Here is a 19,628-nt window from a genome sequence, read left to right on the forward strand (position 1 = left end):
CGCTCGCCCTTGAAGTTAGTTAAAACAAGCCCCACTAATTAACTCGGGTATTGCCGCTGACAGCGCCGATAGCTCCGATTAATCGAACAGGTAGGGCTGATGAGCGCTTTAGCACAGACGAAGATTTCCACCCTCGACCTCGCGCCGATCCGTGATGACGGCGGCCCCGCACAGGCGCTGGGCAACTCCCTGGCACTGGCGCAGCATGTCGAGCGCCTGGGTTTCAGCCGTTTCTGGGTGGCCGAACACCACAACATGGACGGCATCGCCAGCTCGGCGACCGCGGTGCTGCTCGGTTATCTGGCGGCCAACACCTCGAGCATTCGCCTCGGCTCCGGTGGGGTGATGCTGCCCAATCACGCGCCCCTGGTGATCGCCGAACAGTTCGGCACCCTCGCCACCCTGTATCCGGGGCGTATCGACCTGGGCCTGGGCCGGGCGCCGGGCGCCGATCAGTTCACCGCCCAGGCGCTGCGCCGCGAACGCTCCGGCAGCGCCGATGACTTTCCCGCGGATGTGGCGGAGTTGCAGCGCTACCTGGGACCGCGCACGCCGGACCAGCGGGTGATCGCCATGCCGGGCAGCGGCACCCAGGTGCCGATCTGGCTGCTCGGCTCCAGCCTGTTCAGCGCCCAGCTGGCGGGCGAGCGAGGTCTGCCCTATGCCTTCGCCTCGCACTTCGCGCCACGCATGATGCACGAGGCGATTCGCGTCTACCGCAACCACTTCAAGCCCTCGGCGGTACTCGACCAGCCCTACGTGATGCTCGGCGTGCCGCTGGTGGCGGCCGACAGCGACGAGCAGGCGAACTACCTGGTGACCTCCGCCTACCAGCGCATCCTCGCCCTGATCCGTGGCCAGAGCCTGGTGCAACGGCCACCGGTGCAGAGCATGGACGGCCTGTGGTTACCGCATGAGAAGGAGGCGGTCGGCAGCTTTTTCGGCATGGCGGTGGTCGGTGGTCCGGAGAAAGTCCGCGCGCCTCGAGGTGTTGCTGGAGCAGACCGGCGCCGACGAGCTGATCTTCACCTGCGACCTGTACGAGTTTGCCGACCGCCTGCGCGCCTTCGAAATCCTCGCCCAGTTGCGTTAGTTCAGCCCTGGCATTTCGGCCACTGGCGCTAGTACGAGCTGATGCAGGGCAAATCGCGGCGAACTTGTGCGGGGTAACGCTCTCTGAACTCTGTAGCCCTGATGAAATGGAGAACCCAGATGAAGAAGACGGCATCGGCACATTGGCAAGGCGGCATCAAGGACGGCAAAGGCACGCTTTCCACCCAGAGCGGGGCGCTGTCGAACACCCCCTATGGCTTTAACTCACGCTTCGAGAATCAACCGGGGACCAACCCCGAGGAGCTGATCGGCGCGGCGCATGCCGGTTGTTTTTCCATGGCGCTGTCCAAGCAACTGGGTGACTCCGGCATGACCGCCGAGAGCATCGACACCCAGGCCGAAGTCACCCTGGACACGGTCGACGGCGGCTTCGTCATCAGCGCCGTGCACCTGTCGCTGCGGGCGAAAATCCCCGGTGCCAACCGTGAGGCCTTCGACAAGGCTGTGGAAGCCGCGAAGCAAGGTTGTCCGGTGTCCAAGGTGCTGAATGCCAAGATCACCCTGGAGTCCGTGCTCGACAGCTGATCGAGAGCTGCTGGATTGCTGACGTTCGTCGCGATCCAGCAACGGCTGTGTGCTCAGGTCGATCCGGGCGGAAACGCCGCGAGCACGGCCCAGCGCTCAGAAGGTGCCGCAGCGCAACACGCGCCCGCGCGCCAGCACATTGCGCTGGTCGTCATACAGCCAGGCCTGAGCTTTTGTCACCAGCGGCCGGGCTTCCAGGCGGTAGCGTTGGCCAGCGGCGAAGTCGGCGTAGCGCACGCGGATCTCACAGGTGCGTTGCTCGGGTTCGGCCATGATATTGACCCCGCCGCCACCCGGAACTTCGAACTGAAAGCGTGCCAGCAGCTCGTGGGAACCGGGCGACACCTGGAAGTAGCGGCCATCGTTGAGGCGTTCGCCATCGAGTCGGTCGGCCATCAGCAAATCGCTGGCGGTGGTGGACAGTTCGACCCAGGCGTGCCCCTGATCGTGCGGCGGCACCGGCGAGGCGCAGGCGTTGAGTAAGACTAGGCTGGCAAGCAGGCTTAAGCGGTACATGTCGGTCTCCGAAAGCGAGCAGTTGAGTTCAGCTTACGCCGATCCGCTGCTGGAGGCAGTGCGTGCAATGCGCTAGCGTGGTCGGCATGACGCATTGCACGGACTTCTTCCCTATCGACTCACGGCGCTGGCGCTGGGTTCCGCTATTGGCGGCGCTGCTGCTGGGCGGCTGCGGCACGCTCGACTACTACGGCCACCTGGCGCGTGGTCAGCTGCAATTGCTGCAGGCGCGGCAACCGATCAGCCGCCTGCTCGAGGACCCGCAGCTGTCGCCGCAGCTGCGCCAGCGTCTGGCCCTGGCCCTGCAGGCGCGCAGCTTCGCCAGCGCCGTCCTGGGTCTGCCGGATAACCGCAGCTACCGCCTGTATGCCGATGTGCAGCGACCCTATGTGCTGTGGAATCTGTTCGCCACCCCCGAGTTCTCCCTCAAGCCCGAGCTGCACTGTTTCCCCATCGCCGGTTGCGTGGCCTACCGCGGCTATTACCAGCAGAGTCGCGCCCGTGGGGCCGCAGCGTTGCTCAAGCAGCGCGGCTTCGATACCTACCTGGGCGGCGTCGAAGCCTACTCGACCCTGGGCTGGTTCGACGATCCGATCCTCAACAGCATGCTGCGCTGGAGCGATGAGCGACTGATTGCGGTGATCTTCCATGAGCTGGCCCATCAGCAGCTGTATGTCAGCGACGACACCGCCTTCAATGAGTCCTTCGCCACCTTCGTCGAGCGCGAAGGCTCGCGTCAGTGGCGTGCGTCCCGTGGTTTGGCGCCCGCAGACCCGCACGGCAGCGCGCAACGCGAGCAGTTCACCGCGCTGGTCCTGGCCAGCCGAGCCCGATTGCAGCGGCTGTATGCCAGCGAGCTGCCGGTGCCGGCCATGCGCGCCGCCAAGCAGGCCGAGTTCGAGCGCCTGCGCGCCGACTACCGCGCGCTGCGCGATAGTCAGTGGGGCGGTGTCGGTCGCTACGATGCCTGGATCGAGGCGCCGCTGAACAACGCCAAGCTGCTGCCGTTCGGTCTCTACGATCGGTGGGTGCCGGCGTTCGCGGCATTGTTCGCCCAGGTGCAGGGTGATTGGGCGCTGTTCTACCGGCGCGTGGCCAGCCTGGGCGAGCTGCCGCTCGAGGCGCGAACCGAGGCGCTGCAAGCCTTGCAGGATGCCGGCTAGAACTTGCCGCAGGCTTGACCGGTCCAACGCCTACGAGTCCCGAAAACACAGGCGGTGTGCAATGAACAGATGGAGCGTGTTGTTGCTGTTGGCGCTGCTGAGTGGCGCGGCATTGGCGGCGCCGAAACCCTGCGAGGAGCTGAAGCAGGAGATCGAAGCGAAGATCCAGGCCGCCGGCGTGGTCAGCTACACCCTGGAGATCGTGGCTAACGACGAAGTGCATGACGAGAGTCTGGTGGTCGGCAGTTGCGAGGGCGGCAGCAAGAAGATCATCTACCAGAACAACGGCTAGACGCATGAGCTGGCAGCGCAGGGTAGTGGCAGCGGTCTTGACCGCGAAGGTCGTCAGGTCGACGCAACTGTGTGAGCTGACAGGTATTTCGCGGCCAAGGCCGCTCCTACCTATGACTCGCCCGGCGGCCTAAGTCATGAACGCCCGGTGCAGTTCGGCCAGGGACTGGAAGTAATAGCTCGGCGTCTCGGCCCGCAACTCCTCGGCGCTGCCGAAGCCATAGCCCACCGCCGCCGCATCCAGACCATTGCGCCGGGCGCCGATCAGGTCGTGTTTGCGGTCGCCGATCATCAGGCAGTCTGCCGCGCTCAGGCCTTCCTGCTCGAGCAGGTGGCGGATCAACTCGACCTTGTCGGTGCGCGTGCCGTCCAGCTCGCTGCCATAGATCAGCTTGAAGTGCCGGGCGAAGTCGAAATGCCGAGCGATCTCGGAGGCGAACACCGCCGGCTTGCTGGTGGCGATATACAGGGTGCGATTCTGCGCGAGCAGCAATTCCAGCAGCTCGCCAACCCCGTCGAACAGACGGTTCTCATACAGGCCGACTTCGGCGAAGCGTTCGCGATAATGCGCCACCGCCTGCCAGGCCGTGGCCTCGTCGAAGCCATAGGTTTGCATGAAGCACTGCAACAGCGGCGGGCCGATGAAGTGCTCCAGCGCCCGCAGATCGGGCTCGTCGATGCCCAGCCGGCTCAGGGCGAACTGCACCGAGCGGGTGATGCCCTCGCGCGGGTCGGTGAGGGTGCCGTCGAGGTCGAAGAGGATGGTCTGGTAGTGCATGGTTACCTAGTGGCCGGTGTGGCACGTTCAATCAGTCAATTTCGACGTCTGAGTTGCCGATACTGCGTTGCCGCTCCTCGCCATAGCCCGCTATGACTCGTCGCAGCGCCTGGTCTCGGAACCTCAGGCATCTGAACTTGAGTTAACCAACTAGCCGTACAGGCCACTAGTCGGCAGGTCTGCCTCGGCTCAGTTGGACGAGTAGCCTTCCATCAAATGCTGGTCCTTCAGGCGCACGTAGTTGGCGGCGCTGTAGCTGAAGTAGCTGCGCTCCTTCTCGCTCAACGGGCGCGCCTGCTTGGCCGGGCTGCCAACGTACAAATAGCCGCTCTCCAGGCGCTTGCCCGGCGGCACCAGGCTGCCGGCGCCGAGCACTACTTCGTCCTCGATCACTACCCCGTCCATGACGATGCTGCCCATGCCGATCAGCACCCGGTTGCCGACGTTGCAGCCGTGCAGGACGACCTTGTGGCCGATGGTCACATCGTCGCCGATGTTCAGCGGATAGCCGCCGGGGTTGAAGGGCCCGGCATGGGTGATGTGCAACACGCTGCCATCCTGCACGCTGGAGCGCTCGCCGATGCGGATGCTGTGCATGTCGCCGCGGATCACCACCAGCGGCCAGATCGAGCTGTCGTCGCCGATTTCCACATCGCCGAGGACCACGGCGGAAGCATCGACAAACACCCGCTCGCCGAGTAGCGGAGTGAACTGTTGGTAACTGCGTATCGACACGATAGAAACCTCTTAAGCTGCGGTAAGCGCTGATTGTAATTAAGATAGCGGGCATATCCGCTGACATCCTGGTCTTGCAGGCCCAGTGAAAGCGTAGCGAGCAAAGGTCAGGCAAGGCGAAAACAGCTGAGAAAGCGCAGTTTACGAGCTGTAAATGAGCATTTCGAAGCTGTTTTTAACGCTGCATGACCGAGCGCAGTAGTTTTCACCAGGCCTGCTTGGGAGCCTTTTGCTCCGCTGGGGGGTCACAGCATGCAACCCATTTCGATACAGGTGCCCTGCCTTGACTGCCAACAACCCCCTGCTGCACTCCTTCGACCTGCCACCTTATTCAGCTATCCGGCCCGAGCATGTCGAGCCGGCGGTGGATGCGATTCTCGCCGATAACCGCGCCGCGATTGGCGAACTCTTGAGTAAACAGTCTGGCACACCGAGCTGGGAGGGTCTGGTGCTGGTGCTCGATGAATTGCATGAGCGCCTCGGCCGCGCCTGGGGTCCGGTCAGCCACCTGAATGCAGTGTGCAACAGCCCCGAACTGCGCGCCGCCTACGAGGCTTGTCTGCCCAAGTTGTCCGAGTACTGGACCGAGCTGGGGCAGAACCGCGCGCTGTTCCAGGCCTACGACGCGCTGGCCAAGAGTCCGGCGGCGGTCGCTTTCGAGGTGGCGCAGACGACCATCCTGGAACACGCCCTGCGCGACTTCCACCTGTCCGGCATCGATCTGCCGGAAGCCGAGCAGCAGCGTTATGGCGCCATCCAGATGAAACTGTCCGAGCTGGCCAGCCGCTTCTCCAATCAGCTGCTCGATGCCACCCAGGCCTGGAGCAAGCACGTCAGCGATGAAGCGGCGCTGGCCGGCCTGACCGACTCGGCCAAGGCGCAGATGAAGCAGGCAGCGGAGGCCAAGAACCTCGACGGCTGGCTGATCAGCCTGGAGTTCCCCAGCTACTTCGCGGTGATGACCTATGCCGACGATCGCGCCCTGCGCGAAGAGCTGTACGCCGCCTACTGCACCCGCGCCTCGGACCAGGGGCCGAACGCCGGCCAGCACGACAACGGTCCGGTGATGGAGGAAATCCTCGGCCTGCGCCAGGAACTAGCCAAGTTGCTCGGCTTTGCCAGCTACGCCGAGCTGAGCCTGGCGACCAAGATGGCCGAAACCCCAGACCAGGTGTTGCACTTCCTGCGCGACCTGGCGCAACGCAGCAAACCCTTCGCCGCCCAGGACCTGCAGGAGCTGCAAGCCTTCGCCGCCGAGCAGGGCTGCGCCGATCTGCAGAGCTGGGACGTCGGTTACTACGGCGAGAAGCTGCGCGAGCAGCGCTATAGCATCTCCCAGGAAATCCTCCGCGCCTACTTCCCCATCGACAAGGTATTGAGCGGCCTGTTCGCCATAGTCGAGAAACTCTACGGTATCCAGATCGAGGAGCTCAGCGGCTTCGACGCCTGGCACCCGGAGGTGCGCCTGTTCCAGATCAGCGAGCACGGCGCGCCGCTTGGGCGTTTCTTCTTCGACCTCTATGCCCGCGCCAACAAGCGCGGTGGCGCCTGGATGGACGGCGCCCGCGACAAGCGCCGCGCCGCCTCGGGCGAGTTGATCAGCCCGGTGGCCAACCTGGTGTGCAACTTCACCCCGGCGGTCGGCGGTAAGCCGACGCTGCTGACCCACGACGAGGTCACCACCCTGTTCCACGAATTCGGCCACGGCCTGCACCACCTGCTGACCCGCGTCGAACATGCCGGCGCTTCGGGGATCAACGGCGTGGCCTGGGATGCGGTCGAACTGCCGAGCCAGTTCATGGAGAACTGGTGCTGGGAGCCGGAAGGCCTGGCGCTGATCTCCGGTCACTATGAGAGCGGTGAACCGCTGCCCCAGGACCTGCTGGACAAGATGCTGGCGGCGAAGAACTTCCAGTCCGGGCTGATGATGGTGCGCCAGCTGGAGTTCTCGCTGTTCGACTTCGAGCTGCACGCCAGCCACGGCGACGGCCGCAGCGTGCTTGAGGTGCTCGAAGGCATCCGCGACGAGGTCTCGGTGCTGCGACCGCCGGCCTACAACCGCTTCCCCAACAGCTTCGCGCACATCTTCGCCGGCGGTTACGCGGCCGGTTACTACAGTTACAAGTGGGCCGAGGTGCTGTCCGCCGATGCCTTCTCCCGGTTCGAGGAGGAAGGGGTGTTCAACGGCGCCACCGGCCGCGCCTTCCGCGAGGCGATCCTCGCCCGTGGCGGCTCGCAGGAACCCATGCAGCTGTTCGTCGACTTCCGTGGTCGTGAGCCGCGCATCGACGCCCTGCTCCGCCACCTCGGTCTGAGTCAGGAGGCCGCATGAGCGATGCACCCGTCAATGTGACCAAGAAACGCTTTATCGCCGGCGCCGTGTGCCCGGCGTGCAGCGCCATGGACAGCATCAAGATGTGGGACGAAGACGGCGTGCCGCACCGCGAGTGCGTGAGCTGCGGCTATGTCGATACCCTCAATGCCCAGGGTCAGTCGGTGCCCAAGGAACTGGGCACGCGGGTCAGCGCCGCGCCGGCCAAGCCCGCCGATAGCAAGGTGCAGGCGGTGCAGTTCTTCCCCAACCCCAAGCTGAAGAAACCCACGGAGTAATATCCGGGCAGCATGTGGCCAAGCCCGCCCCGATCTGGGTTCAGTCCAGATTTATCCAGGTGGGCTGTCGATTTGCGAGTCGTGTAAACGACTAACTGGGAGTCACCGCCATTCCCGACGGCGACTGGATTCGACCAGGAGAACTGCCATGTCGCGCATACAAAGGATCAACCCCTGCCTGTGGTTCGATGACCAAGCCGAACAGGCCGTCGCGTTGTACCTGTCCATCTTCGCCCATTCGCGGATCGTCAGCCTCTCGCGCTACGGCGAAGCGGGGCGCGAACTCCACGGCAAGGCGCCGGGCACGGTGATGGCCGTGGCGTTCGAACTGGATGGCCAGGCCTTTACCGCACTCAACGGCGGACCGGTGTTCCGCTTTAACGAGGCCATCTCGCTGCAGGTCAATTGCCAGACCCAGGACGAAGTGGACCACTACTGGGACGCGCTTTGTGCGGGCGGCGATCCGGCTGCGCAACAGTGCGGCTGGCTCAAGGATCGCTATGGCCTGTCCTGGCAGATCGTGCCCAGCGTGTTGCCGGAGCTGCTCAGCGACCCCGACCCGAGCAAGTCGCAACGGGTCATGACGGCGCTGCTGCAGATGCGCAAGCTCGACATCGCCACGCTGCAACAGGCGTACGCCGGTTAGCTTGGTGGCCTGGACAATTCGAGGACGCTTGTTGCGGATTGCGCTGGCGCTTCTCCGGGCTAGCAGGGCTGGGTGGATGGAAAAGCGTTATCTACCCTACGATGCTACAGACCTTGCACATGATCCTAGGGTCTGTTGCCGTTTCATTGCGAGCCGCGTTGCCGCGAGAAATGGCCCCCGATTAGGCGCAGGACGCAGGTAATGGTCATTCCCTTGCCAAGTCCTGCAACAACAGCGGGGGCCATTTCCCGCGCAACCCGAAGGGCCGGGCCTGTTTTTGCGCGATGCGGCGTTTCTCGTCGCTCATTTGGAACAACCAAACCGCGCTCCTCGTGCCTTGCCTCGCGCAAAAACAGGCTACGGCGCGGCCGCGAATGAAACGGCAACAGACCCTAGGGTCTACGGCCTGGGCAGGGGATGCTGGCGGCAGGCGACGGCAGGTACTTGGTTAGAGGGTAAAATAACTGTATTTATATACAGTATTTTGCCGGAGTCGCCCATGTCCGTTTCCCTACCGCCGCGCGGTCGCGGTACCGCCAGCAACCCGCATAACCGTTTCGCGCCGACCCGTGCGGTGGCCGAGGACGACGGCTGGTTTCAGGACGAGACGCCGCCGTCGCGCGCCACCGAAGTGCGCAGCGAGATCGCCAAGAGCGTCATCACCCGCAACAACTCGCCGGATGTCGGTTTCGACCGTTCGGTAAACCCCTATCGTGGCTGCGAGCACGGCTGTATCTACTGCTTCGCCCGGCCCAGCCACGCCTATTGGGACATGTCGCCGGGCATCGATTTCGAAACCCGGCTGATCGCCAAGACCAACCTGGCCAGCCGCCTGGAAGAACAATTGCAGAAGCCCGGCTACGTGCCGCAGCCAATCGCCCTGGGCATCAACACCGATGCCTACCAGCCGATCGAGCGCGAGCAGCGCCTGACCCGCCAGGCCCTGGAAATTCTCCTGCGCTACAAGCATCCGCTGCACATCATCACCAAGGGTTCGCTGATCCTGCGCGACCTCGACCTGCTCAGCGAGCTGGCCAGTCAGCGCCTGGTCAGCGTGGCCTTCAGCCTGACCACGCTCGACGACGAACTGAAACGCATCATGGAGCCGCGCGCCGCCTCGCCGGGGGCCCGCTTGCGCGCCATGCGCACGCTGCACGAGGCAGGTGTGCCGGTCAGCGTGATCTGCGCACCGATGATTCCGATGATCAACGACATGGAGCTGGAGCGCCTGCTCGAGGCCGCTCGTGATGCCGGCGCGCGCTCGGCCGGTTATGTGCTGCTGCGTCTGCCGCGGGAAATCGCCGAGTTGTTCGAGGAGTGGTTGCAGGCGCACTTCCCCGCGCGCGCTGCCCATGTGATGAGCCTGATCCGCCAGTCGCGCGGCGGCAAGCACTACGACAGCCGCTTTGGCAGTCGCATGCGCGGCGAAGGCCAGTTCGCCGACTTGCTGGCCCAGCGCTTTCGCCTCGCCAGTCGCAAGCTGGGTCTGGATCGTCGTGACACCCAGGGTCTGGACTGCTCGCAATTCTGCCCGCCGGGTGCTCAGCTGAGCCTGCTTTGAGCATGAGGTGCCGTGGCGCATTGATGGTAGTGGGACTTCGCCGTCTCGCTGCGACTAAGAATTGCTCTGTCGTGGAAACTGGTTGACTCATTCGCGCTTGCGATTGGCCGTGATGTGTTAGAACTTGAATAACTCACGCGTTAACTGACCACCCAGCCATGACCCGTACAGCCCGTGTACCCGACCCCTCCTTCGAGTTGATGGATGATCACGAAGGCCACTCGCTGATCTATCGTCAGCATGGCTTTCCCTGCCCGCTGGTACGTTGGCATTTCCACAAGGAGTACGAGCTGCACCTGATCACGGCCAGCTCGGGCAAGGTGTTTATCGGTGACTACATTGGCAATTTTTCCCCCGATAGCCTGTTCCTTACCGGGCCCAACCTGCCGCACAACTGGATCAGCCAGGCCGCCGAGGGCGAGGAATTCGCCGAGCGCGACATGCTGGTCAATTTCACCGACAAGGTACTGGACCGCGGCATCGCGGTGTTCGACGAGCTGAAAAGCCTGGCACCGTTGCTGGCGCGGGCGCAGTTCGGCATCGAGTTCCGCGATCCGCGCTGCATCCGCGAGGCGCGGCAGCTGCTGCAGAAGATCGCCGACTCCCAGGGCGCCACCCGCCTCGGCCACTTCTTCATCCTCCTCGAACTGCTGGCCGCCAGCGAGGACTACCAGCTGCTCTCCGGCCGGCTCCCCACGCAACCGGCTGATGAACTGCATGTCGACCGCATCAACCGCGCGGTGGACTACATCTTCCAACGCTATGCTCAGGACCTGAGCCAGGAAGAGGTAGCGGAGTATTTGGGCATGACCCCGACCTACTTCTCACGCTTCTTCAAGCACGCCACCGGGCGCGGCTTCGTCGAGTTCGTCAATCGCCTGCGGGTGAGCAAATCCTGCGAGCTGTTGAGCAAGAGCGACATGCCAGTGACCGATATCTGCTTCGAGTCCGGCTTCAGCAATATTTCCAACTTCAACCGACGCTTCCATGCGCTCAAGGGCATGACGCCCTCCGACTACCGCAAGCAGGTGGCGCAGCGGTTGACCGAGCAAAACCTGTACTGATTTGCCGGTGAGCTCGCTGGATTTGCCCGATTTTATTGACCTGCAGCAGGATTTTCTGGGTTTCGCACTGATTATTCAGTGCAAAAACGTATCGGTTTAGGTGCAGCCAAGGATTTGTTCGAGGCTGACTCTGGGGGTGTAATGCAGGTCGACTAATACAAAAACAATATCGATCTCCGGTCGCTGTAGCGACGCAGGAGAGGAGTTCAAAACAATGAACCATTCAGCTAAAGCCTTAGTGACTGTTTCCTGCCTGTCCCTGTCGGCGTTCGCCTTCGCCGCGGAAACCCTGACCATCGCCACGGTCAACAACAGCGACATGATCCGCATGCAGCGGCTCTCGAAAACCTTCGAAGCACAGCACCCGGAGATCGACCTGAAGTGGGTGGTGCTCGAAGAGAATGTCCTGCGCCAGCGCCTGACCACCGATATCGCCACCAAGGGTGGTCAGTTCGACGTGCTGACCATCGGCATGTACGAAGCCTCGCTGTGGGGCGAGAAAGGCTGGCTTGAGCCAATGACCGACCTGCCGGCCGACTATGCGCTCGATGATGTCTTCCCCTCCGTGCGCGAAGGCCTGTCGGTCAAGGGCACGCTGTACGCCCTGCCGTTCTACGCCGAAAGCTCGATCACCTACTACCGCACCGACCTGTTCGAGCAGGCGGGGCTGAGCATGCCCGACTACCCGACCTGGGAGCAGATGGGCGAGTTCGCCGCCAAGCTGCACAAGCCGGAGCAGGAGCAATACGGTATTTGCCTGCGTGGCAAGGCCGGCTGGGGCGAGAACATGGCGCTGATCAGTACCGTGGCCAACGCTTACGGTGCGCGCTGGTTCGACGAGCAATGGCAGCCCGAATTCACCGGCAGCGAGTGGAAGCAGGCGCTGAACTTCTACGTCGACACCATGAAGCATTACGGCCCGCCGGGCGCTTCCAGCAACGGCTTCAACGAGAACCTGGCGCTGTTCAACAGCGGCAAGTGTGCGCTGTGGGTGGATGCCAGCGTGGCGGGCTCCTTCGTCACCGACAGCAGCCAGAGCAAGATTGCCGACCAGGTTGGCTTCAGCCATGCGCCACAGCAGGTCACCGACAAGGGTTCGGCCTGGTTGTATTCCTGGGCGCTGGGGATTCCCACCAGCTCCAAGTCCAAGGCCGCGGCCAAGCTCTTCAGCGCCTGGGCCACTTCCCAGGAGTACGCCAAGCTGGTCGCCGAGACCGATGGCGTGAGCAACGTGCCGCCTGGCACCCGCGCCTCGACCTATAGCGATGCCTACATGGCCGCCGCGCCGTTCGCCAAGGTCACGCTGGAATCCTTGAAGCAGGCCGACCCGGCGAATCCGACGCTCAAGCCGGTGCCCTATGTCGGTATTCAGTTGGTCACCATTCCTGAGTTCCAGGCCATCGGTACCCAGGTCGGTATGCAGTTCACCGCAGCGCTCACCGGCCACATGTCGGTCGACCAGGCGCTCATGGCGGCCCAGCAGTCCACAGCGCGTGAGATGAAACGCGCGGGCTATCCGAAGTAGCCCACCTCTCATAGGCCGTCCAGGCACCGCGCATACAGCCCTGAATGCCGGTGTCCGACCGTCTGTTCTTGCCGAATCAACACGGAGTCGCCATGACTACTTCGACCCTCGACACGCACCTGAAAAGTGCGCCCGCGACTGCCGGCGGTAAGCGCCGCCCGCTCAAGCCTGGCTGGTTTCTGGTCAGCCCCTCAGTGGCCCTGCTGCTGCTGTGGATGATCATCCCCCTGGGCATGACCATCTATTTCTCGCTGATTCGTTACAACCTGCTGTACCCCGGCGAGAACCAGTTCGTCGGTCTGGAGAACTTCGAATACTTCCTCACCGACGCCGGCTTTATGCCGGGTGCGCTCAATACCCTGACCCTGGTCGGCAGCGTGCTGCTGATCAGCGTGGTGTTCGGCGTGCTGATCGCCGCGCTGCTGGAAGCCTGTGAGTTCTGGGGCCGGGGCATCGTGCGGGTGCTGCTGATTTCGCCCTTCTTCATCATGCCGACGGTCAGTGCGCTGGTGTGGAAGAACCTGATCTTCCATCCGGTCTCCGGGATCCTCGCCGCCATCTGGAAGTTCTTCGGCGCGCAACCGGTGGACTGGCTGGCGCAGCATCCGTTGCTGTCGATCATCTTCATCGTGTCCTGGCAGTGGCTGCCGTTCGCCATCCTGATCCTGATGACCGCCATGCAGTCGCTGGATCAGGATCAGAAGGAGGCCGCGCGCCTCGATGGTGCCGGGCCCATCGCGATCTTCTGGCACCTGACCCTGCCGCACCTGGCCCGGCCGATCGCCGTGGTGGTGATGATCGAGACGATCTTCCTGCTCTCGGTGTTCGCCGAAATCTTCACCACCACCAGCGGCGGCCCCGGTTTCGAGTCCACTAACCTGGCCTACCTGATCTACAACCATGCGCTGCTGCAATTCGACGTCGGCATGGCATCCGCTGGCGGGTTGATCGCGGTGGTCATCGCCAACCTCGCGGCGATCGTGCTGATCCGAATGATCGGCAAGAACCTCACCAACCAGTAATGAGGCTTTGATCATGCTCACGCTTAAACAATCCCGTCGCCTGCAGAGTGTGCTGGTCGGCACTTCATCCTGGGCTATCGCAGCGCTGATTTTCTTCCCGATCCTGTGGATGATCCTCACCAGCTTCAAGACCGAGATCGATGCGTTCGCCACGCCGCCGCAGTTCTTCTTCACGCCGACGCTGGAGAACTACCTGCTGATCAATGAGCGCAGTGATTACTTCAGCTTCGCCTGGAATTCGCTGCTGATTTCCTCCGTGGCGACCCTGCTGTGCATGCTTATCGCGGTGCCAGCGGCTTACTCCATGGCGTTCTTCGAGAGCCGCCACACCAAGCGCACGCTGCTGTGGATGCTGTCGACCAAGATGCTGCCACCGGTGGGCGTGCTGATGCCGATCTACCTGATCTGCCAGAACCTGGGCCTGCTCGATTCACGCATTGCGCTGATCGTCATCTACACCCTGATCAACCTGCCGATCGTGGTCTGGATGATTTACACCTACTTCAAGGACATCCCCGTCGACATCCTTGAAGCCGCACGCCTGGACGGCGCCACCACCCTGCAGGAGATCGGTCGCGTGCTGCTGCCGATCGCCCGCGGCGGCCTGGCCTCGACCATGTTGCTGTCGTTGATCCTGTGCTGGAACGAGGCGTTCTGGTCGCTCAACCTGACCTCCTCGGCCGCCGCCCCGCTCACCGCGCTGGTCGCGTCCTACTCCAGTCCAGAAGGCCTGTTCTGGGCCAAGCTCTCGGCGGTTTCGACCCTGGCTTGTGCGCCCATCCTGATCTTCGGCTGGATCAGCCAAAAACAACTCGTACGCGGCCTGTCCTTCGGCGCAGTCAAGTAACAAGAGGATTTTCCCATGGCAGATTTGAAGATTCGTAACCTGAAAAAAGGCTTCGACGGCACCGCCATCATCAAGGGCATCGACCTGGACGTACGCGACCGCGAGTTCGTCGTGTTCGTCGGTCCGTCCGGCTGCGGCAAGTCCACCCTGCTGCGGTTGATCGCCGGGCTCGAGGAAGTCAGCAGCGGCACCATCGAACTCGACGGTAAGGACATCACCGACATGGCCCCGGCCAAGCGCGACCTGGCCATGGTGTTCCAGACCTACGCCCTGTACCCGCACATGACCGTGGGCAAGAACCTGTCCTTCGCCCTCGACCTGGCCGGTGTGGCCAAGAGCGAGGTCAAGGAAAAGGTGCAGAACGCTGCGCGCATCCTCGAGCTGGAGCCGCTGCTCGAGCGCAAGCCCAAGCAGCTCTCCGGCGGCCAGCGCCAGCGCGTGGCCATCGGCCGCGCCATCGTGCGTAACCCGAAGATCTTTCTGTTCGACGAGCCGCTGTCCAACCTCGACGCCGCCCTGCGCGTGCAGACCCGACTGGAGCTGGCGCGCCTGCACCAGGAGCTGCAGGCGACCATGATCTACGTGACCCACGACCAGGTCGAAGCCATGACCCTGGCCGACAAGGTGGTGGTGCTCAACGGCGGACGTGTCGAGCAGGTCGGCTCGCCGATGGAGCTCTATCACCAGCCGGCCAACCTGTTCGTTGCCGGGTTCCTCGGCACACCGAAGATGGGCTTCCTGCGTGGCCAGGCCGGCAAGGCCGACGGCGCCGCCTGCGAGGTGAAGCTGGAGTGCGGCGCGCAGCTAAGCCTGCCGTTGGCCGCTGGCGGCCTCGCCGCGGGCAGCCCGGTGACCCTGGGCGTGCGTCCCGAGCACTTCAATATAGTGCCGGCCGGCCAAGGCCAGCTGCGGGTTACCGCCGATGTCAGCGAGCGTCTGGGCAGCGACACCTACTGCCACGTGCGCACGGCCTCCAAGGAGATGCTGACCATTCGGGTGCGTGGCGATTTCGCTCCGCGCTCTGGCGAAACCCTGGAACTGGCGTTCGATCCGGCGCATTGCCACCTCTTCGATGCCGATGGCCAGGCCATTGCCAAACGACTCCAGCAGGCGGCCTGAGGCCGCCCGTGAGACCCGCTTAGGAAGCTCAGATGAAACTCAATCGCCAGCATCTCGAACAGCTGGCGGCGCCTATCGCGCTGCCCGCCTACCGTGCCGATACGACCCAGCAGGGCATCGCCCACATCGGCGTCGGCGGCTTCCACCGCGCCCATGAAGCGATCTACACCGAGGCCCTGATGAACCAGGGCGAAGCCCTCGACTGGAGCATCTGCGGCGTCGGCCTGCGCGGCGCGGATCGCGCCATGCGCGATGCCCTGGCCGGGCAGGATTACCTCTACACCCTGGTCGAGCTGGGCGACGACGTGCGCAACGCGGTGCAAGTGGTTGGCGCCATCAGTGGCATGCTGCTGGCCGAGGATTCGCCGCAGGCGCTGATCGACAAACTGGCCGATCCGGCGATCCGCATCGTCTCGCTGACCATCACCGAAGGCGGCTACTGCATGGACGACAGCAGCGGCGAGTTTCTCGCCGAGCTGCCCGACATCCAGCACGACCTGGCCCATCCCGAGGCCCCGCGCAGCGTCTTCGGCTTTCTCTGCGCGGCCTTGGCCAAGCGTCGCGCCGTCGGCACCCCGGCCTTTACCCTGATGTCCTGCGATAACCTGCCGCACAACGGTGCGGTGACGCGCAAGGCGCTGCTCAGCTTCGCCGGTCTGGCTGACCCCGAGCTGGCAGCCTGGATCGAGGCCAACGTCAGTTTCCCCAATGCCATGGTCGACCGCATCACCCCCATGACCAGTGACGCGCACCGCCGGCAACTGGCCGAGCGCCACGGCATCGAGGACGCCTGGCCGGTGGTCTGCGAGCCCTTCGTGCAGTGGGTGCTGGAGGACAAGTTCGTCAACGGTCGGCCGGCCTGGGAAAAGGTCGGGGTGCAGTTCACCGACGACGTTACGCCCTACGAAGAGATGAAGATCAAGCTGCTCAACGGCAGCCATCTGGCGCTGACCTACCTGGGCTTTCTCAAGGGTTATCGCTTCGCGCACGAGACCATGAACGATCCGTTGTTGCGGCGTTTCGTGCGGACCTTCATGGACCTGGATGTCACCCCGCAACTGGCGCCGGTGCCGGGCATCGACCTGGATGTGTACAAGGACACGCTGATCGAGCGTTTCTCCAACCAGGCCATCGCCGATCAACTGGAGCGGATCTGCTCCGATGGTTCGTCGAAGCTGCCCAAGTTCATCGTGCCGACCCTCAACCGGCTGATCGCCGACGGCCAGCCGCTCGAGCGCGTCGCGCTGGTGGTAGCGGCCTGGGCGCTGTACCTCGAAGGCGTCGATGAGCGTGGTGAGCGCTTCAACATCGTCGACCCGCGTGCAGACTATTGCCAGGCGCTGGTCGCCGAGCGTGAGCAGATCAGCGTCAAGCTGCTGGGGGCCGAGGCGATCTTCGGCACGGCGATCCCACAGTCGGCGGCGTTCGTCGCGGCCTTCCAGCGCAACCTCGACAGCCTGCGCAGCCAGGGCGTGAGCGCCACCCTGCAAACCCTGCTCGGTTAAGCCACCAGGAGCCCCCATATGTCCAGCCTGCTCGAACAACTGAAAGTGCAGAGCCTGGGCTGAATTCACGGGATCAGACGCGTATGTTTCTAGGCATCGATTGCGGAACCCAGGGCACCAAGGCGCTGGTGCTGGACGCCGACAGCGGCCGGGTACTCGGCGAAGGCAGTGCCGCGCACCGGCTGATCAGCGCGGCTAACGGCAAGCGCGAGCAGCAGCCGGCCGATTGGCTGCTGGCGTTCGAGCAGGCCACCCGCGCCGCCCTGGAGCAGGCCGGGGTGCCCGGCAGCGCCATTCTCGCGGTCGGCGTATCCGGTCAACAGCACGGCCTGGTGTTGCTCGATGAGCACGGCGAGGTGCTGCGGCCGGCCAAGTTGTGGTGCGATACCGAATCGACGCCGCAGAATCGGCGCCTGCTCGACTACCTCGGCGGCGAGGCGGGTTCGCTGGAGCGTCTGGGCGTGGCCATTGCGCCTGGTTACACGGTGTCCAAACTGCTCTGGACCCAGGAGCAGCACCCTGACGTCTTCGCGCGCATCGCCCATATCCTGCTGCCCCACGACTACCTCAACTACTGGCTGAGCGGCCGTTACTGCAGCGAGTATGGCGATGCTTCCGGCACCGGCTATTTCGATGTGCGTCGGCGCCGCTGGGATAGCGCCTTGCTCGAGCATATCGATCCGTCGGGGCGCTTGGTGGCGGCCCTACCGGAGCTCATCGAGTCAGGTCGCTGCCTCGGCCCGCTGCGCCCGCAAGTCGCCCAGCGCCTGGGGCTCAACCCGCGTGCGCTGGTGGCCAGCGGCGGTGGTGACAACATGATGGGGGCCATCGGCACCGGCAACATTCGCCCCGGTGCGATCACCATGAGCCTGGGCACATCCGGCACCCTGTACGCCTATGCCGAGCAGCCGCAGGTCAGCCCGCAGCCGCAGGTCGCCAGTTTCTGCTCGTCCTCCGGCGGCTGGCTGCCGTTGATCTGCACCATGAACCTGACCAACGCCACGGGCGCCATCCAGCAACTGCTGGACCTGGACCTGGCCAGCTTCGGCGCCCTGGTGGCACAAGCGCCGATCGGCGCCGAGGGGGTACTGATGTTGCCGTTCCTCAATGGCGAACGGGTGCCGCCATTGCCGAATGCCAGCGCCAGCCTGTTCGGCATGACCAGCGACAACCTGACCCGCGCCAACCTCTGCCGGGCGGTGGTCGAGGGCACCAGCTTCGGCCTGCGCTATGGCCTCGATCTGTTGCGCGCCAGCGGTATCGAATGCCGCAGCATCCGCTTGATCGGTGGCGGCGCCAATAGTCCGATCTGGCGACAGATCGTCGCCGACATCATGGCCACCCCGCTGGTCTGTCCGCGGCATAGCGAGGCGGCGGCGCTCGGTGCGGCGATTCAGGCGGCCTGGAGCCTGGCGCGTGAACAGGGGCGCAGCACCAGCCTGGACGAGTTGTGTGCGACCTGCGTCAGCCTCGATGAGAGCCGCGCAACCGAGCCGGACCCTGAGCGCAGTGCGCGCTACGAGCTGGTGTACCAGCGCTATCGCGAGCAGGTGCAACAGCTGCAATAAATGCCCGGCGGCGGGTCTGCCAGCCAGACGCGCCACGCCGAACCCGAATGTCCTGTGCGCTGCGGCGCCTTTCCCCGATGCGGAGACGGTTATGTATCTAGTGTGTGGTGAAGCCCTGTTCGATGTCTTCAGCCTGGAGGCCGGCGCGCGCAGCAGTCAGCTGGATTTGCAGGCGATTGCTGGCGGCTCGCCGTTCAATGTCGCGGTCGGTTTGCGCCGTCTGGGCATCGACTCGGCCCTGTTCGCCGGGATATCCAGCGACTTCCTCGGTGCCCGGCTGCGCCGGGTGTTGCAGGAGGAAGGGGTGAGCGAGCGCTACCTGGTCGACAGCGACGCGCCAACCACCCTGGCGATGGTCGCGGTCGACACCCAGGGCGTGCCGCACTACAGCTTTCGCGGCGAGGGCTGCGCCGATCGGCAGCTGCGCACTGAGCATCTGCCGGCACTCGATATGCGGGTGCGCGGCATCCATGTCGGCTCTTACTCCCTGGTGGTGACGCCCATCGCCGATACCCTGTTCGAACTGGTGCGGCGCGAGGGCGATCAGCGCCTGATCAGCCTCGATCCCAACGTGCGCCTCGGGGTCGAGCCCAGCATCGAGCTGTGGCGCCAGCGCATCGAGGCCTTCGCCGCCCAGGCGCACCTGATCAAGGTCAGCGAGGAAGACCTGGCGCTGCTCTACCCGCAGCGCAAGCCCGAGGAGGTCGTCAGCCAGTGGCTCGCTCAGCGTTGTCAGCTGGTGTTCCTCACCCACGGCAGCGACGGTGCCAGCGTGCACAGCCGCCAGCACGGGCATTGGTCGGTGCCGGCGCAGGCGGTGCAGACCCGCGATACCGTCGGCGCCGGTGACACCTTCCAGGCCGCGCTGCTCGCCTACCTGAGCCGGCATGGGCTGGATAGCCCGGCGGCGCTGGCCGAGCTGTCCCGCGGGCACATCGAGGCAATGCTCGGCTACGCCGTGCGCGCAGCCGCAGTGACCTGCTCGCGGGTCGGGCCGGATCTGCCCTACGCCCATGAGCTGGAACAGCCATGAGCCAGGC

18 protein-coding genes and 1 pseudogene are annotated in these 19,628 nt (G+C 64.2%); 16 read left to right on the forward strand and 3 right to left on the reverse strand.

The window, feature by feature from the left end; all coding sequences use genetic code 11:
* Positions 1-99 precede the first annotated feature (99 nt).
* Together FBY03_RS06450 and FBY03_RS06455 are read left to right on the forward strand one after the other, a co-directional pair.
* A pseudogene (locus tag FBY03_RS06450) lies at positions 100-1,093 on the forward strand (LLM class flavin-dependent oxidoreductase).
* Between the two features lie 119 nt (positions 1,094-1,212).
* A complete protein-coding gene (locus tag FBY03_RS06455) occupies positions 1,213-1,638 on the forward strand; it encodes an OsmC family protein (RefSeq protein WP_147171370.1) in 426 nt (141 codons plus the stop codon).
* A gap of 96 nt (positions 1,639-1,734) precedes the next feature.
* Here the strand turns inward: FBY03_RS06455 and FBY03_RS06460 are convergent, their stop codons facing one another.
* Positions 1,735-2,154, reverse strand: a complete 420-nt coding sequence (locus tag FBY03_RS06460; RefSeq protein ID WP_147171371.1) for a hypothetical protein — start codon at positions 2,152-2,154, stop codon at positions 1,735-1,737.
* Between the two features lie 86 nt (positions 2,155-2,240).
* On the opposite strand from FBY03_RS06460, the gene FBY03_RS06465 reads away from it, so the two are divergent.
* Together FBY03_RS06465 and FBY03_RS06470 are read left to right on the forward strand one after the other, a co-directional pair.
* Complete coding sequence (locus tag FBY03_RS06465; protein ID WP_147171431.1) at positions 2,241-3,317, forward strand: aminopeptidase; 1,077 nt, start codon at positions 2,241-2,243, stop codon at positions 3,315-3,317.
* Between the two features lie 61 nt (positions 3,318-3,378).
* On the forward strand, positions 3,379-3,609 hold the full coding sequence (locus FBY03_RS06470) for a DUF1161 domain-containing protein (protein ID WP_147171372.1): 231 nt from the start codon (positions 3,379-3,381) through the stop codon (positions 3,607-3,609).
* 129 nt (positions 3,610-3,738) lie between these two features.
* On the opposite strand, the gene FBY03_RS06475 is transcribed toward FBY03_RS06470, so the two are convergent.
* Positions 3,739-4,386 (reverse strand): HAD family hydrolase, encoded by a 648-nt coding sequence (locus FBY03_RS06475; protein WP_147171373.1) that lies wholly within the window; start codon positions 4,384-4,386, stop codon positions 3,739-3,741.
* Between the two features lie 189 nt (positions 4,387-4,575).
* Complete coding sequence (locus FBY03_RS06480; RefSeq protein WP_147171374.1) at positions 4,576-5,121, reverse strand: gamma carbonic anhydrase family protein; 546 nt, start codon at positions 5,119-5,121, stop codon at positions 4,576-4,578.
* Positions 5,122-5,404: 283 nt separating this feature from the next.
* Between FBY03_RS06480 and prlC the strand changes: the two genes are divergently transcribed.
* The 12 genes from prlC to FBY03_RS06540 all read left to right on the forward strand — a co-directional run bounded on the left by prlC (position 5,405) and on the right by FBY03_RS06540 (position 19,621).
* Positions 5,405-7,453 (forward strand): oligopeptidase A, encoded by a 2,049-nt coding sequence (gene prlC / locus FBY03_RS06485; protein WP_147171375.1) that lies wholly within the window; start codon positions 5,405-5,407, stop codon positions 7,451-7,453.
* A complete protein-coding gene (locus FBY03_RS06490) occupies positions 7,450-7,731 on the forward strand; it encodes a YheV family putative zinc ribbon protein (protein WP_147171376.1) in 282 nt (93 codons plus the stop codon). The genes prlC and FBY03_RS06490 overlap by 4 nt, the downstream gene beginning before the upstream one ends.
* Before the next feature lie 148 nt (positions 7,732-7,879).
* Positions 7,880-8,377, forward strand: coding sequence for a VOC family protein (locus FBY03_RS06495; protein WP_147171377.1), 498 nt, complete (start codon positions 7,880-7,882; stop codon positions 8,375-8,377).
* A 499-nt stretch (positions 8,378-8,876) separates the two neighbouring features.
* Positions 8,877-9,938: a PA0069 family radical SAM protein gene (locus tag FBY03_RS06500; protein WP_147171378.1), complete on the forward strand. Its 1,062-nt coding sequence runs from the start codon at positions 8,877-8,879 to the stop codon at positions 9,936-9,938.
* A gap of 158 nt (positions 9,939-10,096) precedes the next feature.
* Positions 10,097-11,002, forward strand: coding sequence for an AraC family transcriptional regulator (locus tag FBY03_RS06505; protein ID WP_147171379.1), 906 nt, complete (start codon positions 10,097-10,099; stop codon positions 11,000-11,002).
* A gap of 214 nt (positions 11,003-11,216) precedes the next feature.
* A complete protein-coding gene (locus tag FBY03_RS06510) occupies positions 11,217-12,527 on the forward strand; it encodes a sugar ABC transporter substrate-binding protein (RefSeq protein ID WP_147171380.1) in 1,311 nt (436 codons plus the stop codon).
* Positions 12,528-12,619: 92 nt separating this feature from the next.
* Entirely contained in the window at positions 12,620-13,549 is a 930-nt protein-coding gene (locus FBY03_RS06515; RefSeq protein WP_147171381.1) for a carbohydrate ABC transporter permease, read from the forward strand.
* A 13-nt stretch (positions 13,550-13,562) separates the two neighbouring features.
* Positions 13,563-14,396: a carbohydrate ABC transporter permease gene (locus FBY03_RS06520; protein ID WP_147171382.1), complete on the forward strand. Its 834-nt coding sequence runs from the start codon at positions 13,563-13,565 to the stop codon at positions 14,394-14,396.
* Positions 14,397-14,411: 15 nt separating this feature from the next.
* Positions 14,412-15,515, forward strand: a complete 1,104-nt coding sequence (locus tag FBY03_RS06525; protein WP_147171383.1) for an ABC transporter ATP-binding protein — start codon at positions 14,412-14,414, stop codon at positions 15,513-15,515.
* 32 nt (positions 15,516-15,547) lie between these two features.
* Entirely contained in the window at positions 15,548-17,020 is a 1,473-nt protein-coding gene (locus FBY03_RS06530; protein ID WP_147171384.1) for a mannitol dehydrogenase family protein, read from the forward strand.
* An 83-nt stretch (positions 17,021-17,103) separates the two neighbouring features.
* Positions 17,104-18,588: a xylulokinase gene (xylB, locus tag FBY03_RS06535; RefSeq protein ID WP_147171385.1), complete on the forward strand. Its 1,485-nt coding sequence runs from the start codon at positions 17,104-17,106 to the stop codon at positions 18,586-18,588.
* 91 nt (positions 18,589-18,679) lie between these two features.
* Complete coding sequence (locus FBY03_RS06540) at positions 18,680-19,621, forward strand: carbohydrate kinase (protein ID WP_147171386.1); 942 nt, start codon at positions 18,680-18,682, stop codon at positions 19,619-19,621.
* Positions 19,622-19,628 lie beyond the last annotated feature (7 nt).

The organism is Pseudomonas sp. SJZ079, assembly GCF_007993865.1.
Taxonomy (GTDB): domain Bacteria; phylum Pseudomonadota; class Gammaproteobacteria; order Pseudomonadales; family Pseudomonadaceae; genus Aquipseudomonas.

Coding starts and splice junctions, on each gene's coding strand:
- FBY03_RS06455 (WP_147171370.1), top strand. CDS start 1,213: ATGAAGAAGACGGCATCGGCACATTGGCAAGGCGGCATCAAGGACGGC.
- FBY03_RS06460 (WP_147171371.1), bottom strand. CDS start 2,154: ATGTACCGCTTAAGCCTGCTTGCCAGCCTAGTCTTACTCAACGCCTGC.
- FBY03_RS06465 (WP_147171431.1), top strand. CDS start 2,241: ATGACGCATTGCACGGACTTCTTCCCTATCGACTCACGGCGCTGGCGC.
- FBY03_RS06470 (WP_147171372.1), top strand. CDS start 3,379: ATGAACAGATGGAGCGTGTTGTTGCTGTTGGCGCTGCTGAGTGGCGCG.
- FBY03_RS06475 (WP_147171373.1), bottom strand. CDS start 4,386: ATGCACTACCAGACCATCCTCTTCGACCTCGACGGCACCCTCACCGAC.
- FBY03_RS06490 (WP_147171376.1), top strand. CDS start 7,450: ATGAGCGATGCACCCGTCAATGTGACCAAGAAACGCTTTATCGCCGGC.
- FBY03_RS06495 (WP_147171377.1), top strand. CDS start 7,880: ATGTCGCGCATACAAAGGATCAACCCCTGCCTGTGGTTCGATGACCAA.
- FBY03_RS06500 (WP_147171378.1), top strand. CDS start 8,877: ATGTCCGTTTCCCTACCGCCGCGCGGTCGCGGTACCGCCAGCAACCCG.
- FBY03_RS06505 (WP_147171379.1), top strand. CDS start 10,097: ATGACCCGTACAGCCCGTGTACCCGACCCCTCCTTCGAGTTGATGGAT.
- FBY03_RS06510 (WP_147171380.1), top strand. CDS start 11,217: ATGAACCATTCAGCTAAAGCCTTAGTGACTGTTTCCTGCCTGTCCCTG.
- FBY03_RS06515 (WP_147171381.1), top strand. CDS start 12,620: ATGACTACTTCGACCCTCGACACGCACCTGAAAAGTGCGCCCGCGACT.
- FBY03_RS06520 (WP_147171382.1), top strand. CDS start 13,563: ATGCTCACGCTTAAACAATCCCGTCGCCTGCAGAGTGTGCTGGTCGGC.
- FBY03_RS06525 (WP_147171383.1), top strand. CDS start 14,412: ATGGCAGATTTGAAGATTCGTAACCTGAAAAAAGGCTTCGACGGCACC.
- FBY03_RS06530 (WP_147171384.1), top strand. CDS start 15,548: ATGAAACTCAATCGCCAGCATCTCGAACAGCTGGCGGCGCCTATCGCG.
- xylB (WP_147171385.1), top strand. CDS start 17,104: ATGTTTCTAGGCATCGATTGCGGAACCCAGGGCACCAAGGCGCTGGTG.
- FBY03_RS06540 (WP_147171386.1), top strand. CDS start 18,680: ATGTATCTAGTGTGTGGTGAAGCCCTGTTCGATGTCTTCAGCCTGGAG.